Genomic DNA, 14,121 nt, shown 5'->3' with positions numbered 1-14,121 from the left:
AATTGTCGTTTACCCAGTCCAGCCGAGGCCGGCGGAAATGCAGTTGATGGACAGCAGAAGCGCAGTGACCGCCCGGTTGGATTTTGCGGCCGCGCCGTCCTGCGCCCGGACCTCGCGCAGGAGCTGAACCTGCAGCCGATGTATGCTGTCCATCTGCGGGCGGATGCGGTCGAAATGCCGCTTGAAGGCAGGGAAACGCTCCGAAAGCTTCGCGCCGCCATTGACCTGGGCGATCATCTTCCGGGTCAGCGCAAATTCCGCGGCGATCTTGCGATAGATACGGTCGCTCGCCTGGCAATCCTGCACCAGACCGGCATAGAGCGCGCCGATTTCCATATCAGTCTGGTAAAGCCCCTTGTCGACCTCGTCGACGATGAGACGGAAGAAGCGCGAACGCTCGAACATCTGCCTCAGCAATTCCAGCCCGGCGTCGCCTCGAACATTGACGAACGAATTGAGCGCACTGCCGATGCCGTACCAGTTGGTCAGAAGGTGACGGTTCTGGCTCCAGGCAAAAACCCACGGGATGGCGCGGAGATCGGAGATGTCGCGGCAACCGAAACGGCGCGCCGGGCGCGAACCGATCTTGAGCAGCGACAATTCCTCGACCGGGCTTGCCTGGTTGAAATAGTCGATGAAGCCCGGCTCATTGATGAGGCCGGAATAGGAGGCCTGGGACATGCCGGTCAGCGCTTCCAGCGCCTCGCTGAACTCGGGGTTGTCCTTGAGCTCCGCTTCGTTCGGCGACTTGACGCTATGGGCAAAGACACTCGCGGCGAGGATTTCGAGTTGGTAGTGCCCGGTGCCGCGGTTGGCGAATTTCGACGACACCACCTCGCCCTGCTCGGTGACGCGCATGGCGCCGCCCACCGTGCCGGCAGGCTGGGCGGCGATCGCCCGGCCGGTCGGTGCACCGCCGCGGCTCACCGAACCGCCACGGCCATGGAAGAAGCTGATCTTGACCTTGCGCTTTCGGCCGAGGGCGGCAATCCGCCTCTGCGCCTTGTTTAGCTCCCAGTTCGAGGCGAGGAAGCCACCGTCCTTGTTGGAGTCGGAATAGCCGAGCATGACTTCCTGCCGGTTGCCGAAATCGCGCACCGAGCGGCGCACGATGGAGACGCTGAACAGTTGGTCGAGGATGTCTGGCGCAGCGCGCAGATCGGCAATGGTCTCGAACAGCGGCACGACGCGGAGCGCAACGGTTCCGCTGCCGTCCATCGCCGTCGCCAGACCGGAATATTGCGCAAGCAGGTAGACGGCCAGAAGGTCATCGCTCGACCGGGTCATCGAGAGGATGAAGGCGCCGATGCCGCCGTCGTTCGGTCCAGCCGACGCTTTGCGGATGACGTCGAACAGGTCGAGAAGCTCCTGCGCTTCTTCGGAGAGAGCCAGCCGGTCGACCTCCAACTGTTCGCCGGAATTCAGCGCCGCTCGGATACGCGATGTCCATTGCGGTGTGTCGGGCGCGGGTGCGCCGGCCGGGTCGGCGAGCTTGAAAAGCTCGGCCAGAACGCGATTGACGACGGTGGAGTTCTGGCGAATGTCGAGCGAAACGGTGCGGAAGCCGAAAGTCTCGACCTGTTGACGCAGGGGCCGGACGAAACGCTTGGCGATCTGCTTGCCGCCGATCTGGACCAGCACGTCTTCAAGCTCACGGAGGTCGGCCAGAAGGGCGTCCGAACGGGCATAGGGCTTGGCCGACGCCTCGCCGCGCATCGCCTCCAGGCGGTCGAGCATCGCGGCCGCGAACTGGCGCAGCGGCTCGTTGGGATTGCGCGCAACGATCTCCGAGGCGTTGCCGCTGCGATGCAGCGCTTGACCAAGCGCCTTGGTGAAGGCTTCCGGGAGGTCGACAACCTTGGCGCTGACGCTGAGCACTGTGACCAGCCGGCGCACCTGCTGGACATACCAGCCGATGATCGCCTGGCGGCACTCGTTGAGCGCATAGGCGGTGGTCCTTGCCGTCACATTCGGATTGCCGTCACGGTCACCGCCGATCCATGACGCATAGCGCATGAAGGACGGCACCCTGAGATCATATTCCGGGTAGTGGCGTGCCAAGGCTTCTTCGACGCTGTCATAGAGCTTGGGCGTCGCCTCGAAGATCACCTCGCGGAAGAAGTGCAGCCCCCACGCAATCTCGCGTTCGACCGACGGCCGTTCGAGCCGCAGTTCGCCCGTCATCCACAAAAGCTCGATTTCGCTCTTGAGGTCGTCGATGAGGCGCTCGCGCTCGCGCGGCGCCCAGCGCTGCTGTTCGAGTTCGGTCAGCTTGCGGTAGATTCGGCGATGGATCTCGAGAACGGTGACCCGCTTGGCTTCGGTCGGATGCGCGGTCATGGTCGGTCCGACGCAGAGGTCATCCAGGGTGGCCTGGATCTGCTCGGCCGGGTAGCCGCCGGCTGCTATTTCACTCATGACATTGGAGAAGGAGCCGACCACCTCGTCGGCACCGCCCATCTGCTCAAGCTCACGGCGTGAGCGCATGGCAAGCAACTCATTGGCAATGGCGATGAGTTGGAACCAGATGCCGGTCGCTTGCAGCGCTGCGATGCGCTGTTCGCTGGCCAGCGCATCGAGGCTCACCCGGCCGGAAAGCACCTCCGCCATATTGGGCTCACGTTCGCTGACAACGGCCAGAAGCAGCCTGAAAAGCAGGCTGCGGACGTCTTCGCGAAAGCTGAGTGGTCTGCTTTCCTCCAAGCGACACCCATTCATCCCGTGTTGTCCGGAATCTCGAACCGCTGAGGCGGCCATCCGAAACCCCGTTTTCAGAAGAGCAAGCAGACCGGTTTTGCGCGCCGGTGAAAACGCCCGGACGGGTAGAATTCCCGTTTCGTTCGGGTGGCTCCGGCGGGTAGGATCGACCTATCCGGAAGTGACTGTCTTTCCCCTTCCAGGCAGCTTCCTCAAACCCTCGGTGGTAGCGGTTTCTATCTGGAAAGGTGTTGTGAGAGATTGGCGCAATCCCGATCCTCCTCCCGTACGCCAAAGGTGGGCATCTCGCCCGCCGCAGTCTTCGGGAGGATTTTTCTATGGCCGGCTTCACCCACCTCTTCGTTCCGGGACCGACCAATGTTCCGGAGGTCGTCCGGCAGGCGATGAACATGCCGATGGAGGACATGCGCGCGCCGGATTATCCGAGCTTCACGCGCGGTCTCTTCACCGACCTGATGAAGGTGTTCCGCAACGAGACCGGCCGGGTCTTTATCTTCCCGTCCTCGGGCACGGGTGCCTGGGAATCGGCGATCGCCAACACGTTGAGCCCCGGTGATCGCGTGCTGATGTCGCGTTTCGGCCAGTTCTCACATCTGTGGGTCGACATGGCCGAGAGGTTCGGCCTCGATGTCGACGTGGTCGATGTCGAGTGGGGGAGGGGCGTTCCCGTCGAGATCTATGCCGAGCGCCTCGCCGCGGACAAGGAGCACCGCATCAAGGCGGTGTTCGTCACCCACAACGAGACGGCGACGGGCGTGACCAGCGACGTCGGCGCGGTACGTGCGGCGCTGAACGCCGCCAATCACCCGGCGCTTCTGTTTGTCGACGGCGTATCCTCGGTCGGCTCGATCGATTTCCGCCAGGAAGAGTGGGGTGTCGACTGTGCCGTGTCCGGTTCGCAGAAGGGCTTCATGCTGCCGCCCGGCCTCGGCTTCCTGTCGGTCAGCCAGAAGGCGCTGGCAGCCGCGAGGACGGCAAAGCACAATCGCTGCTACTTCTCCTTCGAGGACCAGATCCGGGCCAATGACACCGGCTACTTCCCCTACACGCCGGCGGTGCAGTTGCTGCGCGGCCTGCGGGCAGCGCTCGACCTGATCCAGGAGGAAGGCCTCGACAACATCTTCGAGCGCCACAACCGGCTTGCCACCGGTGTGCGCAAGGCGGCCGCGGCGTGGGGCCTCAAGCTCTGCGCTAAGGAAGCCAAGTGGCACTCCGACACCGTCAGCGCGATCCAGGTACCGGAGGGCATCGATAGCGCCGAGGTCGTTCGCCGCGCTTTTCACGGCTACCAGACCTCGCTCGGCGTCGGCCTCAACAAGGTCGCCGGCAAGGTGTTCCGCATCGGTCATCTCGGCTGGGTCAACGAGGTGATGATGTGCGGCGCCATCTCGGCGGCCGAAATGGCGCTGCGCGATTGCGGCGTGAAGGTCCAGCCGGGGTCGGGCGTCGGCGCAGCCCTCGAGCACTACCGCCTATCCACGCAGCCGGCCATCGCCAAGGCGGCCTGAGGCTCGGTGCCGCGTTTTGCCTGATGCGCGGCGCTCCAATGGGAGGAGAAATCATGAGCCACACCATCCACCACCTGCGCAAGCTGCGCCTGCAACGCAGCGAGCTCGCGGTGCCGGGCTCCAATCCGGATATGATCCGCAAGGCTGCGGACGGAGCCGCCGACTACATCTTCCTCGATATCGAGGACGCCGTCGCGCCGCCGGACAAGGAGCGGGCCCGCAGGAACATCATCGAAGCGCTCAACGGGATCGACTGGCGCGCCCGCGGCAAGACGATCTCGGTGCGCATCAACGGGCTCGACACCCACTACATGTACCGGGACGTGGTCGACGTGATGGAGCAGGCCGGCGACCGGCTGGACACCATCCTGGTGCCCAAGGTCGGCGTGCCGGCCGACCTCTATATGGTCGAGGCCATGGTCAACCAGATCGAGACCGCCAGGGGCTTCACGACACGCGTCGGCCTTGAAGCGCTGATCGAGACCGCGCTGGGCATGGCCAATGTGGAGGCGATCGCGGCCTATGGCGGCCGGCTCGAGGCCATGCATTTCGGTGTCGCCGACTATGCAGCGAGCTGCAAGGCGCGCACCGTCAACATCGGCGGCCTCAACCCCGATTATCCGGGCGACCAGTGGCATGCAGCGCTGTCGCGCATGACGGTCGCCTGCCGCGCCTACGGCCTGCGCGCCATCGACGGACCGTTCGGCGACTTCTCCGATCCGGATGCCTACATCGCTGCAGCCAAGCGCGCAGCGGCCCTCGGCATCGAAGGCAAGTGGGCCATCCACCCCTCGCAGATCGAGCTGGCGAACGCCGTGTTCTCGCCGCCGGAGAAGGAGGTCACCCGCGCCCGCCGCATCATCGAAGTGCTCAAGGAAGCCGAGGAGCAAGGCAAGGGGGCCGCCGCCCTGGATGGCAAGATGATCGACGCCGCATCCGAACGCATGGCGCGCAATGTGCTGGTCATGCACGAGGCGATCGAGTCGGCACGGTCGCGCACGGGCCTGCCAAACTGAGGAGGAGTTCGACATGGATATTCATGAATATCAGGCCAAAGAACTGCTCTCGCGCTATTCCGTGCAAATTCCCCGCGGCGGCCTCGCCTACAGCCCCGAGCAGGCGACCTACCGCGCCAGCGAGATCGGCGGCGGCAAGTGGGTGGTGAAGGCGCAGATCCATTCCGGTGCGCGCGGCAAGGCCGGCGGCATCCGCATCTGCAAGTCGGACAGCGAGGTGTCGCAAGCCGCCGAATCCATGCTCGGCCGCAAGCTGGTGACTCACCAGACCGGGCCGAAGGGCAAGCTGGTGTCGCGGCTCTACGTCGAGGAGACCGTCGACATCCGCCAGGAGCTTTATCTTGGCATGGTGCTCGACCGTAAGTCCGAACGGGTGATGATCGTGGCCTCCGCCTCCGGTGGCATGGAGATCGAGGAGATTGCGGAAAAGCAGCCCGACTCGATCATCCGCGCCATCGTCGATCCGGGCGCCGGCATGCAGCAGTTCCAGGCCCGCGAGATCGCCTTCGGGCTCGGGCTGGAAAACAGCCTGATCGGCAGAGCGGTGGACACGCTGCTCGGCTGCTACCGCGTGTTCCGCGATTTCGACGCCTCGATGCTCGAGATCAATCCGCTGGTCGTCACCAAGGACGGCAACCTGATCGCGCTCGACGCCAAGATGTCGTTCGACGAAAACGCGCTGTTCCGCCGCCCGGAGATCTCGGAGCTGCGCGACAAGTCGCAGGAAGACCCGCGCGAGACCTTCGCGAGCGACCGCGGCCTCTCTTATGTCGGGCTCGACGGCAACATCGGCTGCATCATCAACGGTGCCGGCCTCGCCATGGCCACCATGGACATGATCAAGCTGTCCGGAGGCGAGCCGGCGAATTTCCTCGACATCGGCGGCGGCGCCTCGCCCGAGCGCGTGGCCAAGGCTTTTCGCGCGGTGCTCGCCGACAAGAACGTCGAGACGATCCTGGTCAACATCTTCGCCGGCATCAACCGCTGCGACTGGGTGGCCGAGGGCGTCATCAAGGCGATCCGTGAGGTAGGCGTAAACGTGCCGCTGGTGGTCCGTCTTGCCGGCACCAATGTCGACGAGGGCAGGCGGATCCTCGCCGAGTCCGGGGAGAAGGTCATCGTCGCCGACACGCTGGCGGAAGCCGCCGAAAGGTCGGTCGAGGCAATGCGCGCCTTCGCCAAGTCAAAAAAGAACTGAGGGAGGCAGAAATGGCAGTTCTCTTGAATCGCAGGACGCGCGTCATCGTCCAGGGCCTCACCGGCAAGATCGGCTCGTTCCACGCCGACGACATGAAGCGCTACGGCACCAACGTGGTCGGCGGCGTCACCCCCGGCAAGGGCGGTCAGGTTCACCAGGGCATCCCGGTCTTCAACACGGTCAAGGGCGCGGTACGCGAGACCGGCGCCGAGGCATCGATCGTCTTCGTGCCGCCGCCCTTCGCGGCCGACTCGATCATGGAGGCCGCCGAAGCTGGTCTCAAGCTCTGCGTCTGCATCACCGACGGCATTCCCTCGCAGGACATGATGCGGGTCAAGCGTTACATGCTCCGCTTCCGCTACGAGGAACGCATGCGCCTGATCGGCCCGAACTGTGCCGGCGTCATCACTCCCGGCCAGGCGCTGATGGGCATCATGCCGGGCAACATCTACCTGCCGGGCCGTGTCGGCATCGTCGGCCGCTCCGGCACGCTGGGCTACGAGGCGGCCTCGCAGATGAAGGCACTCGGCATCGGTGTGTCCACCAGCGTCGGCATCGGCGGCGACCCGATCAATGGCTCGTCGTTCAAGGACATCCTCAAGCTGTTCGAAGACGATCCCGATACCGACGCCGTGGTGATGATCGGCGAGATCGGCGGTCCGCAGGAGGCCGAAGCCGCCGAATGGGCCAAGCATTCCATGCGCAAGCCGCTGATCGCCTATGTCGCCGGCCTTTCGGCGCCAAAGGGCAAGCGCATGGGCCACGCCGGTGCCATCATCTCGGCATTCGGCGAGTCGGCACAGGAGAAGGTCGAGATCCTCCGCGACGCCGGCGTGACGATCGTACCGACGCCGTCGGCATTTGGCACGACCGTCATGGGCGTGCTGGAGCAGCAGAAGAAGGCCGCCTGACCCGGCCTTCCGAAGCGGTGCCGAACGGCACCATCATACCAGACCGCGGAAATGAGAAAAATGAAACCACGCGTTATCGTCACGCGGCGCTGGCCGGCGGCCGTCGAACAAATCCTGGCGGAGCGGTTCGACGCCACCTTCAACGAGGGCGACGCGCCGCTGAGCCCGACCCAGCTCAAGGCCGCGTTCCTTAACTTCGACGCGATCCTGCCGACCGTCAGCGACAAGCTGCCGGCCGGCATCTTCCCGGATGCGGACATCCGTACCCGGCTGCTCGCCAATTTCGGCGTCGGCTTCAGCCATATCGACATCGACTTGGCCAAGGCCCGCGGTATCACCGTGACTATTACGCCGGGCGTGCTGACCGACTGCACCGCCGACATCGCGATGAGCCTGCTGCTCTCGGTGGCCCGCAGGACGGGGGAGGGCGAACGCCAGTTGCGCGCCGGCGGGTGGGCCGGCTGGTGCCCCACCCACATGATCGGCACCAAGGTGACCGGCAAGACACTCGGCATCATCGGCATGGGCCGCATCGGCAAGGCAATGGCCCGGCGGGCGCATTTCGGCTTCGGCATGGACGTCGTTTTCTACAACCGGTCCAAGGTCGATGACGGGGAAACCCGGGCGATGGGTGCCCGCCAACTCGCCAGCATCGACGACGTGCTGGCCGAGGCCGATTTCGTTTCGCTGCACTGCCCCGGCGGTGCAGAGAACCGTCATCTCATCAATGCCGAGCGGCTGGGCGCGATGAAGCGTGGGGCCTTCCTCATCAACACGGCCCGCGGCGACGTGGTCGACCAGAAGGCTCTGGTGGCCGCGCTTCGGGAAGGCAAGATCGCTGGTGCGGGTCTCGACGTCTATGACGGCGAGCCTGCCGTGCCGGCCGCACTGATCGAAACGGAGAATGTGGTGCTGCTGCCGCATCTTGGCAGCGCTTCCGAGGAAACACGCGTTGCGATGGGCATGAGGGCGGTCGAAAACCTCGTCGCGTTCTTCGAAGGGCGTCCCGTGCCGGACCGAGTGGTGTGATGGCCCTCGGCGGCTCGGCCTCGGATCTGCTCAAGCTTCGCGCGCAGGCAGTCGAACTGTTTCGGGAAGGCGTCGCCGCGTCCGATCCCGAGTCGGCAGTCGCCTCGGCCCTGAGAGCACGGATGGACACCATAGCTGCGGCTCGGCGCGTCATCCTCGTCGCTTTCGGCAAGGCGGCCTGCACGATGGCGCGGGCGGCCCTGCCTTTTGTCGGCGACAAGCTGCAGACGGCCTGTGTGGTGACCAATCGTGAAAACCTGGTCGAGGTCCCCGGCGTCGAGGTTATTGCCGGCGGCCATCCGCTGCCCGACGAGGGAAGCGTCCGAGGTGCCGACGCAATTGAAAGCGCCGCGCGTTCGGCAACGCCCGGCGACCTGCTGCTCGTTCTGGTCAGCGGCGGCGGTTCGGCGCTCACCTGCGCGCCGGTGCCCGGTGTTTCTCTCGCCGACAAGATCGCACTCAATCAAGCGCTGATCCGCAGCGGCGCCGACATTACTGAGGTAAACGCCGTCAGGCAGAAATTCTCGAGGCTGAAGGGCGGACGTCTCGCCCAGCTCGCTTCGGGCGCAAAAGTGCTGTCGCTGTTTCTCTCTGACGTGCCCGGCGACGATGTCGCCACCATCGCCAGCGGCCCCACCGCAAAACCCGTGACCTGCGCGGCGGACGCTACCGCCATCCTCGAGCGGTACGACCTCCTTGGGACTTTGCCCCCGACCCTGTGCGCGTATTTCAACGGCTCAGCCGCTCGGGCGGAGCCCGACGCCGCGTGCTTCGACCATGTCGAGAATGTCGTCATCGGCAGCAACGCGATCAGCCTGCAACGCGTGATGAGCAGCGCCGGCTCGCAATATGCCGTAGTCGTCAAGGCCGATGACTGGCTGGATGGCGACGTATCGGAGGCGGCCGCGATGCTCCACCGCCTGACTGTGTCCGCGGCGAGACGAGCCCCGGTCGCCATCGTCGCCGGAGGAGAACCGACGGTCAGGGTGCGTGGCAGCGGCAGGGGCGGGCGCAACCAGGAACTGGCGCTTCGCTTCGCGTTGCTAAATGAGCGGACCTCGATCAGAAGACCGTGGGTCTTTCTGAGCGGTGGCACCGACGGTCGGGACGGCCCGACTGATGCGGCGGGCGGCCTTGTCGATGCCGGCTCGACAAGCTGGATGCGGCAACTGGGCTGCAGTCCAGAAAGGTGTCTGAACAACAATGACTCCTACCACGCGCTGGCGCTTTCGGGCGACTTGTTGATGACAGGCCCGACCGGCACCAATGTCGCCGACCTGCAGATACTGTTGATGCAATAAGTTGGCGCCGTTCCGATGCCCTGACCGTCCGGTGCTTCAGTGCCGGCAAGGCGCACGTGCGGCGGGGCGCCTTGACGGCCGTCTGGCTCAGTCGTTTCTCCCACGAGGAAAAAAACATTCATGGCAGTTGAGTTCCGCGAGGGCTGTGCTAGCGTTCCCGCAGTGGCTGCCGTAATCCGACATCTTGCATTGTCGAACTACGGCATCAACCGCATCCACGGCGGTGCCAGCGGCAATTCGAGGCTGCTCGGCGGCGTCGACTATTTGATGGGACGCGGAGCAGGCGATCGCCATCGTGGCGGTTAAGGGCGGGGCGTGGCGATGAATGTTGCGCTGCTCATGGCAAACACGGTTTCCTTGGCCCGCCGCGCCGCGGACCGGGCGTTTCCCCTCGAAGGTTGTGATTGATCGATGCATGGCGGTCTCGTCAAAAACCCGTCGCGGCCCAAAAGACTGCTGATTGCGGAGCGCAATCAACTGGTGGTTTCGGCGTTGCGCGACATGATAAGCCGGGACGAACGATTTGACTTTGCTGCCGGCATCCACAGCGGCAAAGCGTTCCTGAAAGCCACGGAGGAGCCACAGGCAGGCTTTGACCTCGCAATCGTCGGCTGGAAACTATCCGATATGAACGCCGCCGAACTGCTGGTCGAACTTCGTCGTCGGGAGAGCACGACGCGTGTGGTCATCTTCTGTGCTGATCATGACGTAGGTATCCTGAAGCAGTGCGTGCGCCTCGGTGCACATGGTTTCTGCTATCAGTTCGACGATCTTGGCATTCTGTTCGACACTCTTGCTGCAGTCGCAAATGGCCGCATCTGCATACCCTACATGGATGTCTCGAAGATCAATGAAACGCCACTGTCTGCCTTGACGACGCGCGAACTGGAACTGCTCGCTGTGCTCGCCAACGGCTGGACCAATCTGCAGATTGCCACCAGGACGGGTATTTCGGAGAATACGGTCAAGTATCATCTGAAGAACTTGTACGACAAGCTCGGTGTCCGCAATCGTGCAATGGCGGTTGCGCTCTATGCAGCTACCAAACATGGACGGAGTTGAGTGTGACGACGGCTCGCCGAGGCGAGCGGGCCAAGGACTGAAAAGCGTTTCGGCTACTTTTCGACCGGCCATGAGCTAAACTTGTGCCGCATATACCAGCTTACCGTTCACCCAAGTCCGCATGACATTTGCGCGGTTCGCGTTCAGCACGATCTTCTGAAATACATCGTCCAGTCCGTCGAGCGTCGGCCAATGACGCAAATTGGAACCGGGCGCATCAAGGTCAATCAATATCGCGTCGAATTTGTAGCCGGGCTCGAACTTACCAATCGGCAGGCCGAGCGCCTCGCCGCCACCGGCAGTCGCCAGCCAGAACGCGTCGGCAACCCCGATGGCCGAATTCGCAACGCCCCGTTCGGCCGCCGCCAATGATGGGTCCACACCGCCCTCCCGTGCACGCGCGGCCGACAATGCGTGGCGGCAACCGTCAAGGATCGAGGGGCTGTGACCACCCGACACGTCGCTCCCCAGACCGACATGCACATTGCGGTCAAGCGCAGCGCGCAACGGGAAAACGGCACGGGCAAAGTAGACGTTGGACAAGGGGCAATGAGCGATTGCCGCGCCCGCCTTTCCGATCAAACTCAGATCTTCGTCGCTGACGAAATTGGAATGGGCAAGCACGGTGCTTTGCCGCAGCAGGCCGAAGCCCCTAAGAACCTCGGTATCAGTTTTGCCAAAGCGCGCCTCTACAAAGTCTCGCTCCCAATCGCTTTCCGAGCAATGCGTTTGGACGAGACAGCCGGTCTCCGCAGCAAGCTCGCCCAAGCCTTGGAGCAGCGCATCGGTGCAACTGGGGATGAATCTTGGCGTAATGATCGGCTGGACCAGCGCATTCGCGCCGCCAGAGAATTCCCTCACGCGTTGGATGAACGCCCTCATTTCGCTGACCGCAGTCGCCGCATCGCTGTCGCGGTAGATCTCCGGACACTGATCAGGATCATCCATTGCGACTTTGCCGACAAAGGCACGTTGGCCTTTTTGCTGGCAGATTTCGGCCAACGCCAGCGAAGCTTCCATGTGGATCGTCGCAAAATACACCGCGGTCGTCGTTCCATTTGCCAACAGGGCATCGACGAGGTCGCCGTAGACCTCGCGCGCGAAATCGATGTCGGCGTATTTGGCCTCGAGCGGAAAGGTGTATTTCTGAAGCCAGACTTCGAGCGGGACATCGAGCGCCTTCCCAAGCTGCGGCCATTGCGGAGCGTGGATGTGAAGGTCGACAAGACCCGGCAAGAGAAACTGGCTGTCGGCCAGTTCAGTCAGACGACCTTCACGGTCAGCCGCAGCCTTGATTTCGCCGAAGCGAGGCTCATTGTTCCGGACGATCTGGGAAATGCTCCCTGTCTCATCGACGGCAATCAGCACCTCGTCCAGTACTTCGAGCACACCGCGTTGCGGCGTGTGGAAGGCGGTGCCACAGATCCATTTGTCGTTCACCTTGCCCATCCTTTGCACAATGTCGTCCATGAATTGTTGCGACCCAGTATCGGACCGACGCTCTCTCTGCGACCCGCACTGCCGCTCACCTCGATGCAAAAATGTTGAAAGTCTTTCAAGGCAAGCCAAGGCTGGGTACCGCAAGGTCAGCCGGTTAGGTTAGAAACTGCACCATCGCGTTTTGGAGGGGGACATGGAGCATCAAGCATTCGAAGGGACACTTGTGTCGCAGCCGGACGATCCGTTGCCCGTTGGTCGCGCGGCGTTCCTGGGACTGCAGCACGTCCTGGCGATGGACGTTTATATCGTCCCCTTCATCATTGCTTCGGTACTCGCCTTCAGTTTTGCCGATTCAGCCGCCTTCATCCAATCGGCATTCGTTGCCGCAGGTGTGGCGACGCTGATCCAGTCGCAGGTCTTGATGCGCCTGCCGGTCGTGCAGGGTCCGTCCTACGTGCCAATCGGGGCCATACTGGCCATCGCCTTTGGCGCCGGTGGCGGCCTTGAAGGGCTCTCCGACGTCATCGGTGCCCTCATCCCGGGGGCGATCCTGATTGCGCTGCTCGGCTCGCCGACCAAGCTGTTCCACCGCATCGTTGGTCGCCTCGTGCCACCGATCGTTGGGGGTGCCATCATTATCGTCGTCGGTATTGCGCTTATGCCGGTCGCGCTCAAGGAGAGCGTCTTTGCGGTGCATGGGACAGGTACGGTCGGCGGCAATATCTTGCTTGCCACAGTGACAGCGGTTCTGCTCGTCGGCTGCATGATGGCTGGCATTCGAATGGGTGTGAAAGGCACATGGCTCCGGCTCTCCTCGGTCATCATCGCGCTTGTCGGCGGCTGCATCACGGCGAGTCTGATGGGGCAGTTCAGCCTGCGTGGCGTGGCTGAAGCCGGCTGGCTCACCTTGCCCCGAATCGCCTTCATTACCTTCGATGTCACGTTCTCCGTACCGGCAATCCTGACGATGGTGCTGGTCTATCTCGTGGTTCTGGCCGAGACGACTGGAACCTGGTTTGCCGTGGGTGCGGTGATCGACCGGCCGGTGACGGAAGACCAGTTGGATCGCGGCGCGACCGGGGAGGGACTGGGCTGCCTGATCAGCGCCCTTTTGTGCAGCACGCCGGTGACCGGCTATTCTTCCAATGCTGGCATTATCGCCATCACGGGCGTGGCCAGCCGCGCAGCTTTCGCCGCGGCCGGCATATTGCTCGTTTGCTTTGGGCTGGTTGGGAAGCTTGCGGCGCTGATCGCCGCGATCCCCGGGCCGGTGATCGGCGGTGTCTTCGCTGTGCTGTGCGCGGTGATCGCGATGAATGGCTTTCGTGTAGTGCGCAGCGCCCAACTCACCGAGCGCAACATGTTCGTGGTCGGGTTGCCGATCCTGATGGCTCTGTTCGCGACCTTGGTGCCGCCCGACTATGTGAAAGCTTTGCCGGACCTGGTGCAATATTTGCTTGGTTCGTCGATCGCTTTCGGGGCGGTCTGGGCGATCCTGCTCAACCAGATCCTGCCGGCTGATGCGCGCTCGGCAGGCACACCGCGCTGAGCCGGCAGCAGCAATCGCCAACACTCTGCCGGCGCTACCTGGTCAAGTCCGAGACGGAAACTCGATTCGGGAGCATGGGCGCGGTCATTGTCGCCCGAGATCTTGTGGCGGCGATTTGGGGCGCGTTCGGCCTTGTCGGTCCCCAATCGAAGCCCATCGGAGCCTAGTTCACTCGACAAAGCGGGGCGCCCGAATGCCGGCGCCCCGAAGCCAACCGACACAAGATGCCGACCAAAAAAGATGAACAAAATCTATGCTAGAAAACCTTGTGTCGGATTTGCCTCGTCACAAGGTTTGGAGAAAATCGGCCCGGAGAGAGCAAATCGGCGCCAAAAGCGAGACCCGTCAGCAAAAGGCCTTGTCTAAAAACCCAGAAATCCTGGGCTTCT

11 protein-coding genes are annotated in these 14,121 nt (G+C 63.3%); 9 read left to right on the top strand and 2 right to left on the bottom strand.

Features of this window, described 5'->3' with window-relative positions:
- Positions 1-9 precede the first annotated feature (9 nt).
- Positions 10-2,610: a phosphoenolpyruvate carboxylase gene (locus tag HUI96_RS23825; protein ID WP_237684326.1), complete on the bottom strand. Its 2,601-nt coding sequence runs from the start codon at positions 2,608-2,610 to the stop codon at positions 10-12.
- A gap of 425 nt (positions 2,611-3,035) precedes the next feature.
- On the opposite strand from HUI96_RS23825, the gene HUI96_RS23820 reads away from it, so the two are divergent.
- The 8 genes from HUI96_RS23820 to HUI96_RS23785 all read left to right on the top strand — a co-directional run bounded on the left by HUI96_RS23820 (position 3,036) and on the right by HUI96_RS23785 (position 10,743).
- Positions 3,036-4,226, top strand: a complete 1,191-nt coding sequence (locus HUI96_RS23820; RefSeq protein WP_188257213.1) for an aminotransferase class V-fold PLP-dependent enzyme — start codon at positions 3,036-3,038, stop codon at positions 4,224-4,226.
- Positions 4,227-4,279: 53 nt separating this feature from the next.
- Positions 4,280-5,242 carry an HpcH/HpaI aldolase/citrate lyase family protein gene (locus tag HUI96_RS23815; protein ID WP_188257212.1) on the top strand — a complete coding sequence of 321 codons (963 nt, stop codon included), beginning with the start codon at positions 4,280-4,282 and terminating at the stop codon, positions 5,240-5,242.
- Positions 5,243-5,255: 13 nt separating this feature from the next.
- Complete coding sequence (locus HUI96_RS23810; RefSeq protein WP_188257211.1) at positions 5,256-6,440, top strand: malate--CoA ligase subunit beta; 1,185 nt, start codon at positions 5,256-5,258, stop codon at positions 6,438-6,440.
- A gap of 11 nt (positions 6,441-6,451) precedes the next feature.
- Positions 6,452-7,351, top strand: coding sequence for a succinate--CoA ligase subunit alpha (gene sucD, locus HUI96_RS23805; protein ID WP_188257210.1), 900 nt, complete (start codon positions 6,452-6,454; stop codon positions 7,349-7,351).
- A gap of 51 nt (positions 7,352-7,402) precedes the next feature.
- A complete protein-coding gene (locus tag HUI96_RS23800; protein WP_188257209.1) occupies positions 7,403-8,380 on the top strand; it encodes a 2-hydroxyacid dehydrogenase in 978 nt (325 codons plus the stop codon).
- Positions 8,380-9,681 carry a glycerate kinase type-2 family protein gene (locus HUI96_RS23795; RefSeq protein WP_188257208.1) on the top strand — a complete coding sequence of 434 codons (1,302 nt, stop codon included), beginning with the start codon at positions 8,380-8,382 and terminating at the stop codon, positions 9,679-9,681. The genes HUI96_RS23800 and HUI96_RS23795 overlap by 1 nt, the downstream gene beginning before the upstream one ends.
- Before the next feature lie 120 nt (positions 9,682-9,801).
- Positions 9,802-9,987: a hypothetical protein gene (locus HUI96_RS23790; RefSeq protein WP_188257207.1), complete on the top strand. Its 186-nt coding sequence runs from the start codon at positions 9,802-9,804 to the stop codon at positions 9,985-9,987.
- Between the two features lie 105 nt (positions 9,988-10,092).
- Entirely contained in the window at positions 10,093-10,743 is a 651-nt protein-coding gene (locus HUI96_RS23785) for a response regulator transcription factor (RefSeq protein ID WP_188257206.1), read from the top strand.
- A 75-nt stretch (positions 10,744-10,818) separates the two neighbouring features.
- Here the strand turns inward: HUI96_RS23785 and guaD are convergent, their stop codons facing one another.
- Positions 10,819-12,213: a guanine deaminase gene (gene guaD / locus HUI96_RS23780; RefSeq protein ID WP_237684325.1), complete on the bottom strand. Its 1,395-nt coding sequence runs from the start codon at positions 12,211-12,213 to the stop codon at positions 10,819-10,821.
- Positions 12,214-12,376: 163 nt separating this feature from the next.
- On the opposite strand from guaD, the gene HUI96_RS23775 reads away from it, so the two are divergent.
- Positions 12,377-13,732, top strand: a complete 1,356-nt coding sequence (locus HUI96_RS23775) for a uracil-xanthine permease family protein (RefSeq protein WP_188257205.1) — start codon at positions 12,377-12,379, stop codon at positions 13,730-13,732.
- Positions 13,733-14,121 lie beyond the last annotated feature (389 nt).

Source organism: Pseudaminobacter soli (ex Zhang et al. 2022) (assembly GCF_014595955.1).
GTDB classification, from domain to species: domain Bacteria; phylum Pseudomonadota; class Alphaproteobacteria; order Rhizobiales; family Rhizobiaceae; genus Kumtagia; species Kumtagia pseudosoli.
The sequence above is the reverse complement of the archived record's forward strand: the minus strand, read 5'-3'. Positions and strand labels throughout refer to the sequence as shown.

Excerpts from the sequence above, each read along its gene's own strand:
- HUI96_RS23795 (WP_188257208.1), top strand. The coding sequence starts at position 8,380 with ATGGCCCTCGGCGGCTCGGCCTCGGATCTGCTCAAGCTTCGCGCGCAG.
- HUI96_RS23820 (WP_188257213.1), top strand. The coding sequence starts at position 3,036 with ATGGCCGGCTTCACCCACCTCTTCGTTCCGGGACCGACCAATGTTCCG.
- guaD (WP_237684325.1), bottom strand. The coding sequence starts at position 12,213 with ATGGACGACATTGTGCAAAGGATGGGCAAGGTGAACGACAAATGGATC.
- HUI96_RS23825 (WP_237684326.1), bottom strand. The coding sequence starts at position 2,610 with ATGGCGGAGGTGCTTTCCGGCCGGGTGAGCCTCGATGCGCTGGCCAGC.
- HUI96_RS23785 (WP_188257206.1), top strand. The coding sequence starts at position 10,093 with ATGCATGGCGGTCTCGTCAAAAACCCGTCGCGGCCCAAAAGACTGCTG.
- HUI96_RS23775 (WP_188257205.1), top strand. The coding sequence starts at position 12,377 with ATGGAGCATCAAGCATTCGAAGGGACACTTGTGTCGCAGCCGGACGAT.
- HUI96_RS23800 (WP_188257209.1), top strand. The coding sequence starts at position 7,403 with ATGAGAAAAATGAAACCACGCGTTATCGTCACGCGGCGCTGGCCGGCG.
- HUI96_RS23810 (WP_188257211.1), top strand. The coding sequence starts at position 5,256 with ATGGATATTCATGAATATCAGGCCAAAGAACTGCTCTCGCGCTATTCC.
- sucD (WP_188257210.1), top strand. The coding sequence starts at position 6,452 with ATGGCAGTTCTCTTGAATCGCAGGACGCGCGTCATCGTCCAGGGCCTC.
- HUI96_RS23815 (WP_188257212.1), top strand. The coding sequence starts at position 4,280 with ATGAGCCACACCATCCACCACCTGCGCAAGCTGCGCCTGCAACGCAGC.
- HUI96_RS23790 (WP_188257207.1), top strand. The coding sequence starts at position 9,802 with ATGGCAGTTGAGTTCCGCGAGGGCTGTGCTAGCGTTCCCGCAGTGGCT.